Here is a 15,718-nt window from a genome sequence, read left to right on the forward strand (position 1 = left end):
GAACCTATGTTTTTAACGGGGAAATTAAAAGATACATGTACTTATCAAGGTATACAACTGGAATTAGATTTAACTTTCGATAACATTCTTTTTTTCTTAGAAATGCTGAAAGATAAAGAGCTACACATTATAGAAAAGATTCTAATAGGACTAGAGATGCTTATTGAAAACTTTGAAGATATAGAGAACCTAGCTTTAGAGGAAAAAATTGATTTATATATATTTATTTTAGAAAATGAGCTTGGTTTTGTAAGGAAAGATCAAAATGATCAAGAAAATCAGGGCTTGAAGGATGATACGCAAGAACAAGAGGAACAAGAAGATAAAGACTATGATTTTAATGTTGACGGGGAGCGTATTTACGCTTCTTTTTTAATGGATTATGGCATTGATCTACTAGAACAACAAGGAAAGATGCATTGGAAAAAATTTATGTCTTTATTTAGTGGATTAAGTGAGAAAACGCCATTCATGCAAGTTGTTCAAATAAGAACAATGGAAGTTCCTTCTCCTAATAAAAATAACCAGAAAGAGCGTAATAAAATTTTAAGTCTTAAGCGAAAATATGCTCTTGATGAAAATGGCGGGAAGACAGCAGATGAAGCGTTTGAGGATATAATTACAGCCTTCGGAGGAAAGGCAGGTGGTAAATAAATGGCAGACGGTTCTATTACAATAGATACGAAAATAGACCAAAAGGGCGCTGAACAAGGGGTTGGCACGCTACAAAAAAACCTGAATGGTACTGCAAAGAAGATGAAAAAAGTTGGCGGACAAATGTCGAAGTACGTTACTGCGCCAATGGCAGCATTAGGAACAGCTTCTATTGTAGCAGCTGACACAGTAGACAAAGCGTATAACAATATTATCGTTGGTACAGGTGCGACAGGTGACAAATTAGATAGTCTTAAATCTAGTTTTGATAATGTCTTTAAAAATGTGCCTAATAGTGCGGATGAGGTTTCTAATGCTATCTCTAACTTAAATACATTAACAGGTGCAACAGGTCCAGTATTGGAGGATTTAACCAAAAATGTATTAGATGCTTCAAGAACGCTAGGTGAAGACGGGGTCGCTAACTCGGAAGCCTTTGGTCAAGCAATGGGGCAATGGCAAATACCTGCTGACCAAGGTGTAACAAAGCTAGATGAGTTATATCAAATGACTAAAGACTATGGAGTTGGTCTAGATCAGATAACTGGTCACTTAAATACTTATGGATCTGTATTACAGAATGCAGGCTTCAACATGACGGAATCAGCAGATTTAATGGCAAGATTAGAAGCTAAAGGTATTTCTGTTTCTAGAGTTATGCCAGGTTTAAATAAGGCTTTTAGAAACTGGGCAGATGAAGGTAAAAACTCTAGGGAGGAATTTGAAAAAGTAGCAAATAAAATGAGAGATGCTGAAACAGAAACAGAAGCATTAAAAATAGCTACAGAAGCATTTGGTGCTGAAGGTGCGCAAAGAATGACCACAGCTATTCGAAATGGAGCGATACCTGCATTAGATGAATTAGGAGAAGGTTTTGATGATACGAAAGGTGGTATACAGGAAACTTCTGACCAGACTAAGACTATCGGAGAGCGATTTCAAGAATTAAAAAACAGAATCACTTCCGATATGGCACCATTAGGACAAATATTTTTAGATTTAGCAGAGCGTTGGTTACCTCCTATCATCGATGGAGTAACGAAACTCGCATCCTGGTTTAATAACTTATCACCAACAACTCAAAAACTAGTAGTAGTATTAGGAGCAGTGGCTGCGGCTATTGGTCCTCTTTTATTAGTGCTTGGTAGTTTAATGTCTGCCCTTCCAGCAATTATTCCAATGATTAAAGGAGTAGGTGCAGCATTTCGTTTTATGACAGGTCCAGTAGGATTAATTATAAATCTAGTAGCATTATTAGCTATATTTGTGGTTACCCATTGGGAACAAATAAAAGCAGTAACGATTACAGTTTTCACAGCCATATGGGGCTTCTTACAATCTACATGGAACGTCATTGTCGAGGTAGTAAAGATAGCCGTTCAAGGCATATGGGGTACGATACAAGCCATTTGGACCATGATCAAAACAATTACTGTTACTATATTTACAGGTATCTGGACATTCCTGCAAGCAACTTGGAATGTAATTTGGACAGTAATTAAAACTGTAGCACAGGGAATCTGGGGAACGATTAAAGCAGTTTGGAATATGATCAAGACTACTACACAAGCTGTATGGAATGCTATAAAAACAGTCATTTCAACGGTGTGGAATATAATCAAATCAATTGTTCAAGGTGCAATAAACGTTGTGAAAACAGTTATAACAACCGTATGGAATACTATTAAGGCAGTCACAACAACCGTATGGAACACGATTAAAAAAATAATATCTACGGTCTGGAATACCATTAAAACCATCGTATCACGAGCGATTAATGGCGTTAAAAGCACGATATCATCGGTTTGGAATATTATTAAAAGCATTACTTCTTCTGTATGGAATGGAATTAAAGATACAGTGGGAGGATTTATCGATACTATCTGGGGCACAGTTAAAAGAGTATTTGGTAAAATTAAAGACTTTATTGGTGATGCTTGGGATGGAGTTAAAAGTGGTACTGATGACGTTTGGGATGGAATAACTGGATCCGTAAAAGGTGCGATTAATGGTGTAATAGGAGCCATTAACGGAATGATTGACGCATTGAACGGATTAAGTATTAAGCTTCCGAAAATACCAGATTGGGTACCAGGATTAGGAGGAAAAGGTGGAGGTTCTATCAGCTTCCCTAATATACCTAATATCCCTTCTCTTGATGTAGGTACTAACTTTGTTGCCAAAGATGGACTTGCTATGATTCATAAAGGTGAAGCTGTTGTACCAAAAGAATATAATCCAGCCCTTGGAAATGGTAAAGGTAATGAAAATAAACAGCCAGTAATTATTAATCTACGTTTAGGAGCAAGTAACTTCAGTTCATTTGTTGATGATATCACTAGAAATCAGGATAGAAAGAGATCGACTCTAAAAAGGTTCAGGGGGTGACATCTTGTTATTTAATGATATAGACCTTTCTCCATATCTAAGAATAAAGAAAATAACTGGTAGAGGAATGACAAATAGAGAATTATCATTATTAGAGGTTCCAGGCATGTCGGGCGCTCATTTAGAAAGAATAAACTTACCGCCAAGACCGTTAGGGATTGAAGCTAATATCAAGGCAATGAATCGCCAAGAATTAAGAAATAAAATAGATGAGTTAAACGGAATACTGTCTGTCAGTGAACCAGTTTCTATAATTTTCCCTGATGAACCTAATGTTGTTTATTATGGTATTCCCGAACAGGCAGGTGAAGATGATGAATTTCCTTTCATGCATCAAGGGCAGCTTACTATTATTTGCCCAGATCCATATAAATATGAGAAAGAAAAAACAATGGAATTTGGCTCAGATGCAGGAATAGTCACAAATGAAGGTACAACCGAAGTAGAGCCGATTTTTGAATTGGAAGTAACTAAAAAGGTCCCATTTGCCTTGATTCAGAACCAACACGAAGAATATATGTTGATTGGTACACCTGTGGATGTAACAAGCGAGGTTGTAGATGCAAGAACGTTGCTTTTAGAGGAACGGGGACAGACGTTAGATACATGGGATTCCTCACCAATTTCTCTTGATAATGGATATGTAGACGGAACCTTTGGAACGGATAACGATGGAATTACTGTTCCTAGTTATGGCCCAGATACTACGGATCCTGATTGGCATGGTCCTGCATTAATAAAAGAAGTACCTGTGGCGCAAGATTTTGAAGTAGAAGCAATGGTGCAAGGTCGTACTACAGAAACATCACAGACATTTAGAATTGAGTTTTCTTTATTCGATGAAAATATGAATCAACTGGGAAAGTTGGCTATCAAAGATGACAGTTTAGGAATTCATAGAAAGAAAGGCGAAGGGCGTATAGGTCCTTATGTTGGAGCAAATGAAAATTATATGATTAGTTCCCAAAATTATAGTTATGATCAAGATTACTTTTACGGAATGTTGCGTTTGAAAAGAGTTGGGAAGGAATTCACCTTTTATATTACAAGAGTTAACAACAGTAACAAACACGTACAAACGCTCTCCCGTAGATTCATAAATAATCTAGGTGACTATCTAGGGAAATTAAAATACATTCAAATTCACATCGGAAAATTTGCAGATACAGACCGCGCTTATGCGCCTAAAATTGATCATATTAAAGTATTTCAATTGGCACAAGTAACCGTAGATCAAACGCCATATATAGCTAATGTCGGTGATCGAATAATATTTGATCATGTAAACGAAGAAATATTAATCAATGGCGAAGATAGAAAGGACCTAAAAGATTTTGGAGGTCTTTTTTTTACGTTAAAAAAAGGCGAGAATCAATTAATCACCCATCCAGCAAATAGCTTTCAAACAACAGTAAAATACAGACCGAAAAAAAGGTAGAAGGTGAAATCATGATCCATATCACAGACGGACAATCTGATAATATATTAGACTTTATATCCATTAAAAACATCATAGACAATAATCATAGACAGTCATTAAAAGATAATTTGGAGACATTCGAATTTGTCACCTTTGCAGATAAATCCTTTTCTGAGTACTTAGGTAAAAACAATAGAGTAATTGTTCCTGCTGAAGATAAAGGCTATCAGGAATTTGTGATAGAGGAATCTGGGAAGACACACGAAGATAGTTTAGAAGCCCAAGTATTTGCATCTGCAAGTTATCTTTTGCTTAAAAAAGCTAAAGTCATAGATCCGCAAACATTTGCTGAACAGACAGCAACTACATTAGTAAGCCATGCCACAAACGGCACAGAATGGCGCCCAGGCATTATTGAAGGCAGCGGCATACGGACCATGCATATCGAAAAGCATACCAATCCTTATGCCTTCTTAAAACGGATTGCTACAGAATTCGGCTTAGAATTACGCTTCCGAGTAGAAACAAATGGAAACAAAGTCACTGGTAGATATGTAGATTTGGTTGAACAAATTGGACAGTGGCGAGGTCGGGAAGTTAAGTTAGGTAAGGATTTACTTAGCCTCAAACGTGTGGAAAAAACAGATAACATCTTCACAGCATTAAAGGGTCTGGGTCCTGATAGGGATGATGGTACTAGATTAGAAGTCATTGTCGAGGATAAGGAAGCCTTGCAGCGGTGGGGCAGACCTGATCCGATAACAGGTGAATTACAGCATTTATGGGATACGTACGAACCGCAAACAAACGATCAGGAAATGACAGAATCTCGATTGCGTGAGCTTACCGAAAATGAACTAGAAAAACGTGTTAATGAAGTGGTTGAATATGAGGGAGAGATTGCGGATTTAGAAAATGTGCCAGGAATGGAAAATAAAAAAATCCGGTTCGGTGATACGGTCAAAATCAAGGATACAAAATTTAATCCACCTCTCTATTTAGAAGCTAGAGTACACACACAAGAGCGAAGCATTACGGATAAATCCAAGAAGAAAGTTACGCTTGGCGATTACATTGAATATACCGAGGAAGAAGTACAGTCGATATGGGAATCCATACAAGAGGATATCAAACGAAGATTAGCACGAATGTTAATTACTACCGTAGAATCCAGTGCTGGGAATACATTTAAAAATGGTGAAGGAAGTACAGAACTTACCGCAACCGTATTTCTATCTGGAACAGAGGTAGATAAAGACGGCACGAATTATACGTATATTTGGAATAAGTATGATAAACGTGGCATCCCTGTATCTAGTTGGAATAAAAACGGTAAAACAATAACTGTTACCGCAGATGAAATAGATGAAAAGGCATCTTTTTCTGTTGATATCATTCAAGATTCATTGAATGAAGTTATGTCAATCGGGCGTATAACTATTACCAATGTGTTCGATGGATCCCCAGGAGAAAATGGACAAACCACCTATACATGGGTGAAATATGCCGATGATGAAGGTGGAAAAGGAATGGCTGATAGCTCAGAGGGTAAACGTTATTTAGGGCTTGCTTACAATAAATCTACTGCAACCGAAAGCAACGATCCAGCGGATTATAACTGGTCGCCTTTGTATGATAATGTAAATGTCGGTGGAAGGAATTTATATATAGGGTCAACTCAAGCAGATAGGACAATTACAATATCCAAATTTGGGAATTCAAATTTAGTCGGAGAGATAAAGTTTTCTGATATAGAATTAAAAAATGGTGATGTTGTTACTGTTAGCGCCCATTTCTCTAATATCCCACAAGGAGAAGCTGTGAAATTAAGATTCGATTGGTTGAGGGATGACGGCACTTATTTAATAGACGCAGATTCTAGTTATTTTTCAGAAGCAGGAAGGCATTCATATACATCTAAAGTTCCCGAAAGTAACGAATTCACAGGTCTACAAGTGAGGGTTTTCCCTCAAATCTATACGAGTGATTACACTATAGAAGTTCGTAATGAAAAGCTTGAAAAGGGAAATGTTGCTACCGATTGGACACCAGCACCAGAAGACGTTGAACAGGATGCAACAGACAAGGCAAATCAAGCTGAGGAAAACGCTAAAGGACATGCGAATGCTGTTGGTGCAGCGGCTTATCAAGACGCTTTAAACGATGCACAGGATTATATGAACGCTAACGGTATTATGCAAGGAGAGAACTACAACGGTGTTAACATTACAAATGAAGATGGTTTTGTAACTGCTAGAGGTGATGGGCTGGTTCGTACTGTTATGAATAGTTCATTAGGGTATGTTATTCAGCGTAGAGCAAGCACATCTTCTCCATGGGAAGATATGCTATTTTTCGATACAAATGGTAATGCCAAATACGCTGGGGAACTTCAAGGAGCAACAGGTACGTTCAGTGGACGACTTGAAGCACAAGAAGGGTTTTTTGGGGATAATTTAAGGCTGCGAGATGGCAAGCTAGAAATTGTTCGTGAAGACGGTGCAATAAGTATGAGTAACGGAATGGTACGTAATGGGCTTACCGTTGTTGGTAATGATCCGCACTTTATGACATCGGGAAACGCAGAAACGGGAGCTTTTCAATCATTCGTTCCAGGGGGAACAACCGAATCAACATCTTTTCATATTTATGGAGCAACAAAGGGTTCTCTGGACGGAAGAGGTTTAAGCGGTATTAACATGGAATATTACGATGTTCGTGATGCTTTGGGTGCGTTAGCTTTTCAAAAGTATCATTTTATCCATTCGGCTAGGTATTTAGTGTTTCGGTTTAGAAAATATTCTGGATCAAAAATCAGTGTTCACGTCATGGAAGGTTCCAGCGATGATACAAATGACCGTCTGTATTTTGAGATTCTCGAAAATGGTACAAGCGGAGTAGAAGAGTTTCAAGTCGATTTAGGTGTTCCAGATTTTAAGTTAAGAACAGTAACTTTCAAAATTGGGTGGACACATGGCTGGGGTGACCGAATGGAATTTGTTCGATTTATCATGGAACGTGTGTTTTTAACAGATTTTCTATAAGAGGTGATTGGTATTGGAATATATTCAAACGTATAATACGAATGTTAATGGCGATAAAATGAAGGTGTTTTTTGTCCTTGATGAAAACGGTGGTGCTAAATCCGTTAAAGTAGGTAATCAAGTGGTTCCTTCAGAAGAAGGAATTCAATTTTATGTAGACAAGCATGTGGCATTGCAGATAGATAAATGTGATTTAATCATCGAATCAAGACCATATTTAAAAGTGAAAGACGGGGAAACAATAGAAATTCCTGATGAAGTGCAACAAAGGGAAGAAAGAATTAAGGAATTAGAAAAAGAATTAGAAGAGTTGAGAGGTAACCAATAAAACGCCAAATAAGGCGTTATTTTTTATGGGGGAAATCGAGGGCTAGGGATATTAGCCCTCTTCCACCTATTGAGGGTCTAATAGGTGGTTATTAGTGTTATACGAGATAAATATTACAAAGTAGGGGGTCATTAACTAATGGAGGAGATGAATAAATGGGCGGTGTTCAATTGGAACATCTAGAAGCTGCAAGAATGTATTTATTTGGAGATGTGAAGTTCTTACACTTACTATTATTATTAATGGCATTAGACATATTAACGGGGGTATTCAAAGCATGGAAAAACGGTAACCTATGGAGCAGAAAAAGCCTCTTTGGGTATGCTCGAAAGGTGCTTATTTTAGTAGTGATTATATTGGCAAATGTAGTAGATCAAATACTTGGATTAAATGGAGCGGTCACTTATGCGACGGTTCTTTTTTATTTGGCTAATGAAGGACTATCCATATTAGAAAATTTGGCGGCAGTTGGTGTAATTGTACCACCTGGACTAGCTGACAAGTTAAGGGCTATTGATGAAAGTGAAAAGACATTACCTGATGAAGTAAGAGAAGAATTTTCAACGAAGGAAAAATAAATTCATTTTAAGGAGGTGAGAACATGGACAGAGGAACTTTAGTACGCACACTTGTATTGTTTTTAGCATTAGCTAACCAGTTTCTAGTTACCTTTGGTTTAAATCCAATCCCTGGTACTGAAGAAGCTTGGGGAGAAATCATTACAATGATTATCACTGCTGCGGCTAGTGCATGGGCATGGTTCAAGAATAACTATGTAACTGCAAAAGGCGGACTTCAAAAGAAAGCATTACAAGCACAAGGGTTAATCAAGAAATAAGGCGCTCATTATTAATGGGTGCCTTTTTATTATTTAAAAAGGAGAGGTTTAATTATGACTTTCAAACTATATAATGATCCAGGACATGGTGGTTCAGATCCAGGTGCAGCTGATAATGGCATTAAGGAAAAGGACATTGTATTAAAAATAAGCAAGAAAATCACAGATATTCTATTAAATGAATATCAGGATGTTCAAGTTAAAATGTCTCGTACTAGCGACACGTATCCAACGTTAACAGAGCGAACAAATGAAGCTAATGCATGGGGGGCTGACTTATTTTTAAGTGTTCATAACAATGCTGGTGGGGGGATAGGATATGAAGACTATATCCATGAATCATTGTCCAGTGGATCCAGAACAGCTAAAATTCAAGACGACATTCATGGTGAAATAATGAAGGTGAATGGCATGAGAGATCGAGGTCAAAAGAAAGCAAATTTCCATGTCCTACGTGAAAGCGATATGCCTGCTGTATTAACAGAAAATGGCTTCATTGATAATAAAGGGGATTCTGATAAAATGAAATCCCAAGCATGGATTAATGACGTTGCTCGTGGTCATGTGAATGGTATCGTGAAAGCTTTCGGACTAAAGGCAAAAAGTAATGGTGGAGGTTCTAAACCTAGCAAAGATACGTATACCGTTAAATCTGGTGATACGCTTTGGGATATTGCAAATGATCATGATATGACAGTTAAACAACTTAAAGATTTAAACAACCTTTCAAGCGATACTATTCATCCTGGACAAGTGTTGAAAGTTAGCGGTAGTGGATCAGGTAGCAAAACGAAATATGTTGAGGTATTGGCATCTAGCTTATGGGTATACAATAAGCCTGATTGGAATGCAAAAGACCGTACTGTTAAAAAAGGGAATGTGTTTACGATTAAACGCACACTAACGGTTAGCGGATCCAAGATGCATCAATTGAAATCGGGGTTATATATTACAGATAACCCTAAATATGTACGTGTGTATGAGAAATAAATAAAATTAAGCCCCGTATCTTTAGGGATACTAGGGGCTTAATAATGCGTTGGCTCGGCAGGAGCCTATAAACAGTATTGACATGGATAAATAATTATATACAAAAAAATAACCCTCACTAAACTTAGTGGGGGTTTGAATATGTAATATAAGTTCATTATTATAAATTTTTAATATCTTTAATAAAAATACATAATTCGTTTTCTGCTCGAAATTGATCAATCTCTCTAAAACCATTATTTAAGTAGAAATCTTTTATTTTACCGAAATCTTCACATTCTAAGTATACAATTCTTCCTCCTACTAATTTATGAGCTTCCTTAATCTTTTGATAAGCGAGTTGTAAAAGATCGTTTCCATTTATACATTTGGCTTTTCTAGAAACTTCGCTATAATTTTTTCCAAGTTGTCCAATCAAAAAAGAAGGTATTTGATAATTATCTTGATCTGTTCTATGTCCAACGCCCATTAACCTTTTCTTTAGACTGCCAGAAAGTTTTCCAAAGTTTTTCTTGTTTATTACTAATGGTTTTTGAGATATGGAAAAGTAGCCAGCAAGAAAACTTTGATCTTTATATGTAGACATTATTAATGTCGTCCTCGCTAGTCCAATTTTTTCGAATTCTATTGCTTTGTTATGTAAGAAATACTGAACATCATCAGAACCTGGCGAATATTTTAATGAGATGGTTTCAAAAGAAAAGAGGAGTTTTTTTATATCCTCCTCTTCATACCCTGATTTGTTTAGTAAATCATCTAATGTTATTACATCTAATGCCATTTATTTTCCAAAAAAAGAATTCATGATACTATCGATATTCTTCTTTTCATTTACATTACTCACTTTTTGGTTAATAGTATGAGTTACTTTCTTACTGTTTTCGATAGCGTTCATTAATCCATTTGCGTTTTTTTGAGTAAATTTAAACTCACTTGTAAAACTTTTTGTAGCCATTATAACCATCACCTTCCTAGGCAATTTCCATCTCATTAATCCCAACCACTACATTTTTATTATAGGACTAAAGAACAAAAATTAAAAGAAGCAAATGCTAATTCATAAAAAATGTCACATATTGTTCGATTTTAAAATACGAACACCCCTTTCTTATTATATTGCCCAATATAATATAATTTATGCTTCAGTTGGAACTCTGTGTCAGTAATACACCTTATTATGTATATATTATTATTTCTGCATAAAAATGTTTTTACCTGCTAAAAATATAAAAAAATTTACTATATCATAAAAGGGGTTTCCACACTTCAATAATCTTTAACCTCGAAATCGGTTCCCTTCATATAACGTTTCATAGCTTGATTAGTCATTTCTTTTAATTCCTCAGAAGAATATTCAATCACACCACTATTACCCTTGCTATTCCAACGATAAGTAGTGTTCCCAATTCGTTTTATGTCCAGATGATACTTAGTATATAATTTCTGTTTTGTTGCTGACATGTCTTTTTTTATTCGTTCTAATACAGCATCAATCATGCTTTGATAAACAATACTTTGTTTAGACTTCTTGAAAAGTATTTTGTCTTGTTCGAATACCTTTACAGCAAAAGGAAGAATGATGAAATCTTGCGCTAACTGTTTTAGTTCCTCATTCATGGAATCACCTCAAAGAACATTTGTTCTTATTATATGCAGTGATTAAGTTTTTATCAACTCCTTGTTCAACAATCGCGCCCTATTCTGGCACAATATTGTATAACAATACTTACGTTTTATTAGCATTTGAATCACCGTATATCTTATAAACAATGCTGCCAAACGTAAGCTTAACAGGGTATAACGAGATAATAATAGCAATTATCTGGCTGACTGTTTTGATTACTCCTGTAAGATGTAATTTTTCGTTAATGACGTAATTTGCTAATTGAATTAGACCAAATACAATACCCACCGATACCGCTAACGCAAACAAGATTAAAGTAGCTTGTGATATAGACAGTTTCCCTAATTTTTTTATGCTACCATCACTGATTGAAAAACTGATATAAGATAATGGGAGTAACAACAGATACCAGCTCGAATAACCAAATACAATCCAGGATACTCCCATTACTAAAAGTAAAATCCATCCTATTATGTTAAAAGTCTGTTTGTTCAATTTACCTTCCCCCTTTTCCAACAAAAGGCTCCGATTCTTCAACATTGGGCGCTAATCCTTGTTAGAGAATTGCGCGCTATAAAGGAATAAACACAATAAACACTATAGTTTGAATTTCTTTAGTTAAGGGTGAGAATAAACTCTTCAACATCCTTACCACGCGCGTTTGCATACCCGCTATCTTCACCCGAAATCATGAACCCACATCTTTTTAAAACCTTTATGGATCCAGTATTGTCTTTTGCAGCGCGAGCATAAAGTGGACGAATTGAAACCTGTTTTAGAAATTCTTGTAAAGCGTTGGTTGCGATTCCCTTACCCCAGTATTCCTTTCCAATCCAATAGGTTACTTCTGGTTCTCCGAACTGCTCGAAGTGTACAATATGGCCAACTACGGTGTTCTCAACAATGATAGTTTGCTTAATAATATTCTTATTCGTAAGTATTTTGTTCCAGTGTTCAGCGAAGCTATTCCAATCATTAGGGTCCTTACTTGTAAAGGCGGCCATTTGGTTTGCCTCACTGTCCCGTTGATGCTTAAAAAAAATAGGAAGGTCATCCTCATTCACATTCCGAAGCACTAAATTGCTCATTAAACTCACCCTCTGTCGTTTACTTTATTCTAGCAAACGTACGTTCCCTAAGCAATATATTTTATCGTGTAAAACCACCTTGATATGCTTAGTACCAATTCATTTCCTTGTTCAACAAAATGGCCCTATTCTTGAATAGGAGGAAGGGTTACAAGTTTATATGTTATTACTTCTCCAGATTTTTCAGCGCATATTACATCCCATTCTTTTGCAGATAGCTCTTCCTTGATTACAATTTCCGACATTCCTGCATCCGTAAATTTATCATCATAATAACCCCTCCTTATAACTACTATCGAAACAAGTTAGAAGAAGGTGGCAAATATCTAGGATATTTTAACATTAGAAAGTATTATTTTGGTTTATAGATCCCTTGTTTTTGCAAATATATTAGACTCCATTAAACCTTCTAGCCCCCCTGCTGTTCTGTTTAATAAATATTTATCCTTGAATAAATCGATAAAATTGTTTTCTTGTGACCTATGATCTTCGGTAACATAAACAAATATTCTTGTGGTATCATATGCCCGAAAACTATCTATAGATAAGATAGAGTTCTCTTTTTTACCCCAGATTAGACGATCGAATTCTTTCTGTTTGGTCCAATGTTGTTGAATTCTTTTCTTGATATCTTTGCTGGAACCTATATAAGCTTGAGCATAATCATCGAGCACCATTACATAATAACCTGGTACATTTTCAAATGAACTCAAATTATCTATTTCCTCAAATACTTTGGCTTTTTTGATGAATTTTTTGATTCCTTTGTTAAATTTACGTTTAGATAATGAATTAAAATATTCGATATTTAAATCATAATTATATAATGCATTTTGTCTTTGTTTATTTATGTATTCATCGCTATAGACTTTTCCTTTTCTTAATGAACTTTTATTACTTACCTTTATGTAATTATCTCTTGTTAGCTTTAACCCATCATGTTTATTGCGAATGTTAACCCCGAAGTGTTGTATCATGTTCTCCCCCCAAAAAAAATAGAAAAATTATAGTTACTTTGCTTTTTAATGAAATCGTATGATAATCTCTTCATAAGTTCCCGTATCCTTACGAAGTGCCATAAAACAGTTACGATGAATAACTGTATTGTATTCATTATTCATCCAGAATGACTTTATGGTCATTCTGGATATCACTTTCCCGCAGCGCATTTTTTCAGATCCCTTCACGATCACTTAAACATCTTTCGTATTGTTTTGCCTGCCGCTTTACCAGTCACACGCCTACCAATTCTTTTACCTACTTTTCCTTTCCTTACAGCATCAACGTCATTCCAGATGCGAAGTATTTTATATATAGTAGATTTAAGACTCACTACTCTCGACCTCCCGTTCTCTAATTAAGGCTTTTAATTCTTCCAGATCCTCTAGTGTTGCCTGTTTTTTAACGAAATTTCTAGCAGTTGAACGATTCCTTAAATATCTACTTCTATCCCTGTTTTTTTCCTGCCACTTCTTATTCGCTTCTGTTTGATTGCTCATTAATTAATCGTTCCTTTTCTTTTATTAATTTCCTTTTGGTGTTTAATAAAATCAATTTCCATATTCCTAAGATGGCTGCGATCACTAAAAAAGTTATCAGTAATATTTTCATTATATTTATGGTATACTTAGTGATGAGAGAGGGGATTAACCTCCCCTTCTCATCTTTTTGAGTTCTTGCCTCAGTTTTTCGTTTTCTAACCTTGACTTTTGGACGGACAACCAAAGTTTGTAGGTGGATAGAAACGATATGACTGAGGCTGTTATTTTTGCTAAGTATTCCACTTGTTCACCTCCTGTCTATATTTATATTATACTATCGATAGTATAATAATTGCAAGAACTTTTTACCATTTATTCTACTTTTTTCTACAAAAATTGACCTTGAATCAGAACTAATGTTCCTATGCATTATGTGAGGTAAATTTAAAACCTCACAGAAATCTCACGAGGAAAAATAATAATATGAAAATAAACGAACATTTGTTCTGTTTAAGTGAGGATAATTTTAAATTGGATAATATGAAAGAAGGGGATGCGAAACTACCGGAAATCGTCTGAATTATGGGCGGCATGATGTAATAACCGCCCGAAATCCCTGATATTATAGGGTTGAAGGGATGGTTATTAGCAAAATGCTAACCTATTGCTAACTTCCATATTTTTTGATACGCCATATAATAACTTTTAGAGAAGACCTTTCGTTAGTTCACTGAACTTTTGAGAGGTCTTTTCTTCTATATTTTTGGTCATATGTGCATATATGTTCATCGTTGTATTAATGTCAGAATGCCCCAAACGTTCCTGGATCTCTTTTATACCTGCTCCAGCTTCAATAAGGAGGGATGTATGGGTATGTCTGAATCCATGAGGGGTAATATGCTTATCGATATTCATAAGCTTCATGAGACGTTGTAAACGGATAGCAACCATCTTCATAACTCTCGGATTCCCCGTATTTTCTGTAAAGATGAAGTTTTGATCTTTAAAAAACATTTGTTGTTTCATTTTTAATTTGTTTTGTTTTTTGCGATGCTCCTTAAATAACTCGACCAACTCTTTATCAATCATGATTGTACGTATGGATTTCTCTGTTTTGGGCGTTAATAATTTAAAGTCATCCTTGTTGTTGTTAGGATTATAATAAGTTTTGGAGATACGCAGTGTACAATCAGTAAAATTAATATCTGACCATTTTAGTGCTATCAACTCGCCAAGGCGTATACCTGTGTATGCCAATGTAGTAAATATTAAGTAATCCATACTTAGCCCATTTTTTCTTGCTATGGACAGAAACTCTTTAAGTTCATTTAACTCAAGAAACTTTTCTTGTATATTTTCTTGTTCAATATCCTCCACAGTAACTTGTTTTTTGGGCATGACAAAGGAAGCAGAAGGACTACTTTGCAACAAATCTTTTCTAATTGCATATTTAAAAATCATATTTGCGGTAGTGTGGATACTGTCAATAAAGTTTCTGCTGAATTTCTTATTTAATTTATCGAGTTCTGTTTGGTACATATGTTTTGTAATCTTCTTTATAGAAACAGAATCCCATACATCCAGCAAATGTTTGATAGCGTATCTTCTGGCTCTAACACTGCTGATTTTAACTTGTGTTACGTAGTGTTCAAACCATTGTTCGGTTAGTTCTTTAAACGTGATATTTGATTCAAATAAATGCGTACCATTAGCGAGTGCGTTTTCTACTTTATTGGCAGCGAGTTGAGCTTCTTTTTTTGTTTTAAAACCAGACTTGGTAACCTGCTTGCGTTTGCCTTCAGAATCCTTGGCAATATTCACGATATAAGCCCATTTTTTCCCTCGTTTATGAATGTAAGCCAC

The 15,718-nt window shown here is 35.7% G+C and carries 17 protein-coding genes; 8 read left to right on the forward strand and 9 right to left on the reverse strand.

Annotated elements, in window-relative coordinates; genetic code table 11:
* The first annotated feature begins 6 nt into the window (after nt 1–6).
* From BN990_RS18470 to BN990_RS18505, 8 genes are all read left to right on the forward strand, one after another.
* On the forward strand, nt 7–654 hold the full coding sequence (locus tag BN990_RS18470) for a Gp15 family bacteriophage protein (protein WP_051739294.1): 648 nt from the start codon (nt 7–9) through the stop codon (nt 652–654).
* Complete coding sequence (locus BN990_RS21620; RefSeq protein WP_051739296.1) at nt 655–3,042, forward strand: phage tail tape measure protein; 2,388 nt, start codon at nt 655–657, stop codon at nt 3,040–3,042.
* Between the two features lie 4 nt (nt 3,043–3,046).
* Nucleotides 3,047–4,480 (forward strand): distal tail protein Dit, encoded by a 1,434-nt coding sequence (locus tag BN990_RS18480; RefSeq protein ID WP_038246267.1) that lies wholly within the window; start codon nt 3,047–3,049, stop codon nt 4,478–4,480.
* 11 nt (nt 4,481–4,491) lie between these two features.
* Entirely contained in the window at nt 4,492–7,506 is a 3,015-nt protein-coding gene (locus tag BN990_RS18485) for a phage tail spike protein (RefSeq protein ID WP_038246268.1), read from the forward strand.
* A gap of 13 nt (nt 7,507–7,519) precedes the next feature.
* The gene (locus tag BN990_RS18490) at nt 7,520–7,834 is read left to right on the forward strand and encodes a hypothetical protein (RefSeq protein WP_021292584.1); all 315 of its coding nucleotides are present in this window, start codon (nt 7,520–7,522) and stop codon (nt 7,832–7,834) included.
* 155 nt (nt 7,835–7,989) lie between these two features.
* A complete protein-coding gene (locus BN990_RS18495; protein ID WP_038246269.1) occupies nt 7,990–8,412 on the forward strand; it encodes a phage holin family protein in 423 nt (140 codons plus the stop codon).
* A 23-nt stretch (nt 8,413–8,435) separates the two neighbouring features.
* Nucleotides 8,436–8,672, forward strand: a complete 237-nt coding sequence (locus BN990_RS18500) for a phage holin (protein ID WP_038246270.1) — start codon at nt 8,436–8,438, stop codon at nt 8,670–8,672.
* A gap of 54 nt (nt 8,673–8,726) precedes the next feature.
* Entirely contained in the window at nt 8,727–9,662 is a 936-nt protein-coding gene (locus BN990_RS18505) for an N-acetylmuramoyl-L-alanine amidase family protein (RefSeq protein ID WP_074436706.1), read from the forward strand.
* Nucleotides 9,663–9,822: 160 nt separating this feature from the next.
* Here BN990_RS18505 and BN990_RS18510 read toward each other — a convergent pair whose 3' ends face one another.
* From BN990_RS18510 to BN990_RS18535, 9 genes are all read right to left on the reverse strand, one after another.
* Nucleotides 9,823–10,443, reverse strand: a complete 621-nt coding sequence (locus BN990_RS18510; RefSeq protein WP_038246272.1) for a hypothetical protein — start codon at nt 10,441–10,443, stop codon at nt 9,823–9,825.
* Nucleotides 10,444–10,617 carry a hypothetical protein gene (locus tag BN990_RS22980; RefSeq protein WP_187370481.1) on the reverse strand — a complete coding sequence of 58 codons (174 nt, stop codon included), beginning with the start codon at nt 10,615–10,617 and terminating at the stop codon, nt 10,444–10,446.
* Nucleotides 10,618–10,928: 311 nt separating this feature from the next.
* Complete coding sequence (locus BN990_RS18515; RefSeq protein ID WP_038246274.1) at nt 10,929–11,279, reverse strand: hypothetical protein; 351 nt, start codon at nt 11,277–11,279, stop codon at nt 10,929–10,931.
* Between the two features lie 109 nt (nt 11,280–11,388).
* Entirely contained in the window at nt 11,389–11,781 is a 393-nt protein-coding gene (locus tag BN990_RS18520; protein WP_021292578.1) for a hypothetical protein, read from the reverse strand.
* A 119-nt stretch (nt 11,782–11,900) separates the two neighbouring features.
* The gene (locus BN990_RS18525) at nt 11,901–12,374 is read right to left on the reverse strand and encodes a GNAT family N-acetyltransferase (protein WP_038246276.1); all 474 of its coding nucleotides are present in this window, start codon (nt 12,372–12,374) and stop codon (nt 11,901–11,903) included.
* A gap of 362 nt (nt 12,375–12,736) precedes the next feature.
* On the reverse strand, nt 12,737–13,351 hold the full coding sequence (locus BN990_RS18530; protein WP_021292575.1) for a GIY-YIG nuclease family protein: 615 nt from the start codon (nt 13,349–13,351) through the stop codon (nt 12,737–12,739).
* Between the two features lie 212 nt (nt 13,352–13,563).
* Complete coding sequence (locus BN990_RS22985; RefSeq protein WP_021292574.1) at nt 13,564–13,707, reverse strand: hypothetical protein; 144 nt, start codon at nt 13,705–13,707, stop codon at nt 13,564–13,566.
* Nucleotides 13,697–13,873, reverse strand: coding sequence for a hypothetical protein (locus BN990_RS22990; protein WP_021292573.1), 177 nt, complete (start codon nt 13,871–13,873; stop codon nt 13,697–13,699). The genes BN990_RS22985 and BN990_RS22990 overlap by 11 nt, the downstream gene beginning before the upstream one ends.
* 687 nt (nt 13,874–14,560) lie before the next feature.
* Complete coding sequence (locus BN990_RS18535; protein ID WP_038246277.1) at nt 14,561–15,718, reverse strand: site-specific integrase; 1,158 nt, start codon at nt 15,716–15,718, stop codon at nt 14,561–14,563.

This window comes from Virgibacillus salexigens, assembly GCF_000723585.1.
Taxonomy (GTDB): domain Bacteria; phylum Bacillota; class Bacilli; order Bacillales; family Amphibacillaceae; genus Virgibacillus; species Virgibacillus salexigens.

What these genes read in the sequence shown, in the direction of transcription:
- BN990_RS18510 (WP_038246272.1), bottom strand. Translation starts at nt 10,443, where the DNA reads ATGGCATTAGATGTAATAACATTAGATGATTTACTAAACAAATCAGGG.
- BN990_RS18495 (WP_038246269.1), top strand. Translation starts at nt 7,990, where the DNA reads ATGGGCGGTGTTCAATTGGAACATCTAGAAGCTGCAAGAATGTATTTA.
- BN990_RS18505 (WP_074436706.1), top strand. Translation starts at nt 8,727, where the DNA reads ATGACTTTCAAACTATATAATGATCCAGGACATGGTGGTTCAGATCCA.
- BN990_RS18515 (WP_038246274.1), bottom strand. Translation starts at nt 11,279, where the DNA reads ATGAATGAGGAACTAAAACAGTTAGCGCAAGATTTCATCATTCTTCCT.
- BN990_RS21620 (WP_051739296.1), top strand. Translation starts at nt 655, where the DNA reads ATGGCAGACGGTTCTATTACAATAGATACGAAAATAGACCAAAAGGGC.
- BN990_RS22980 (WP_187370481.1), bottom strand. Translation starts at nt 10,617, where the DNA reads ATGGCTACAAAAAGTTTTACAAGTGAGTTTAAATTTACTCAAAAAAAC.
- BN990_RS18525 (WP_038246276.1), bottom strand. Translation starts at nt 12,374, where the DNA reads ATGAGCAATTTAGTGCTTCGGAATGTGAATGAGGATGACCTTCCTATT.
- BN990_RS18470 (WP_051739294.1), top strand. Translation starts at nt 7, where the DNA reads ATGTTTTTAACGGGGAAATTAAAAGATACATGTACTTATCAAGGTATA.
- BN990_RS22990 (WP_021292573.1), bottom strand. Translation starts at nt 13,873, where the DNA reads ATGAGCAATCAAACAGAAGCGAATAAGAAGTGGCAGGAAAAAAACAGG.
- BN990_RS18500 (WP_038246270.1), top strand. Translation starts at nt 8,436, where the DNA reads ATGGACAGAGGAACTTTAGTACGCACACTTGTATTGTTTTTAGCATTA.
- BN990_RS18530 (WP_021292575.1), bottom strand. Translation starts at nt 13,351, where the DNA reads ATGATACAACACTTCGGGGTTAACATTCGCAATAAACATGATGGGTTA.
- BN990_RS18485 (WP_038246268.1), top strand. Translation starts at nt 4,492, where the DNA reads ATGATCCATATCACAGACGGACAATCTGATAATATATTAGACTTTATA.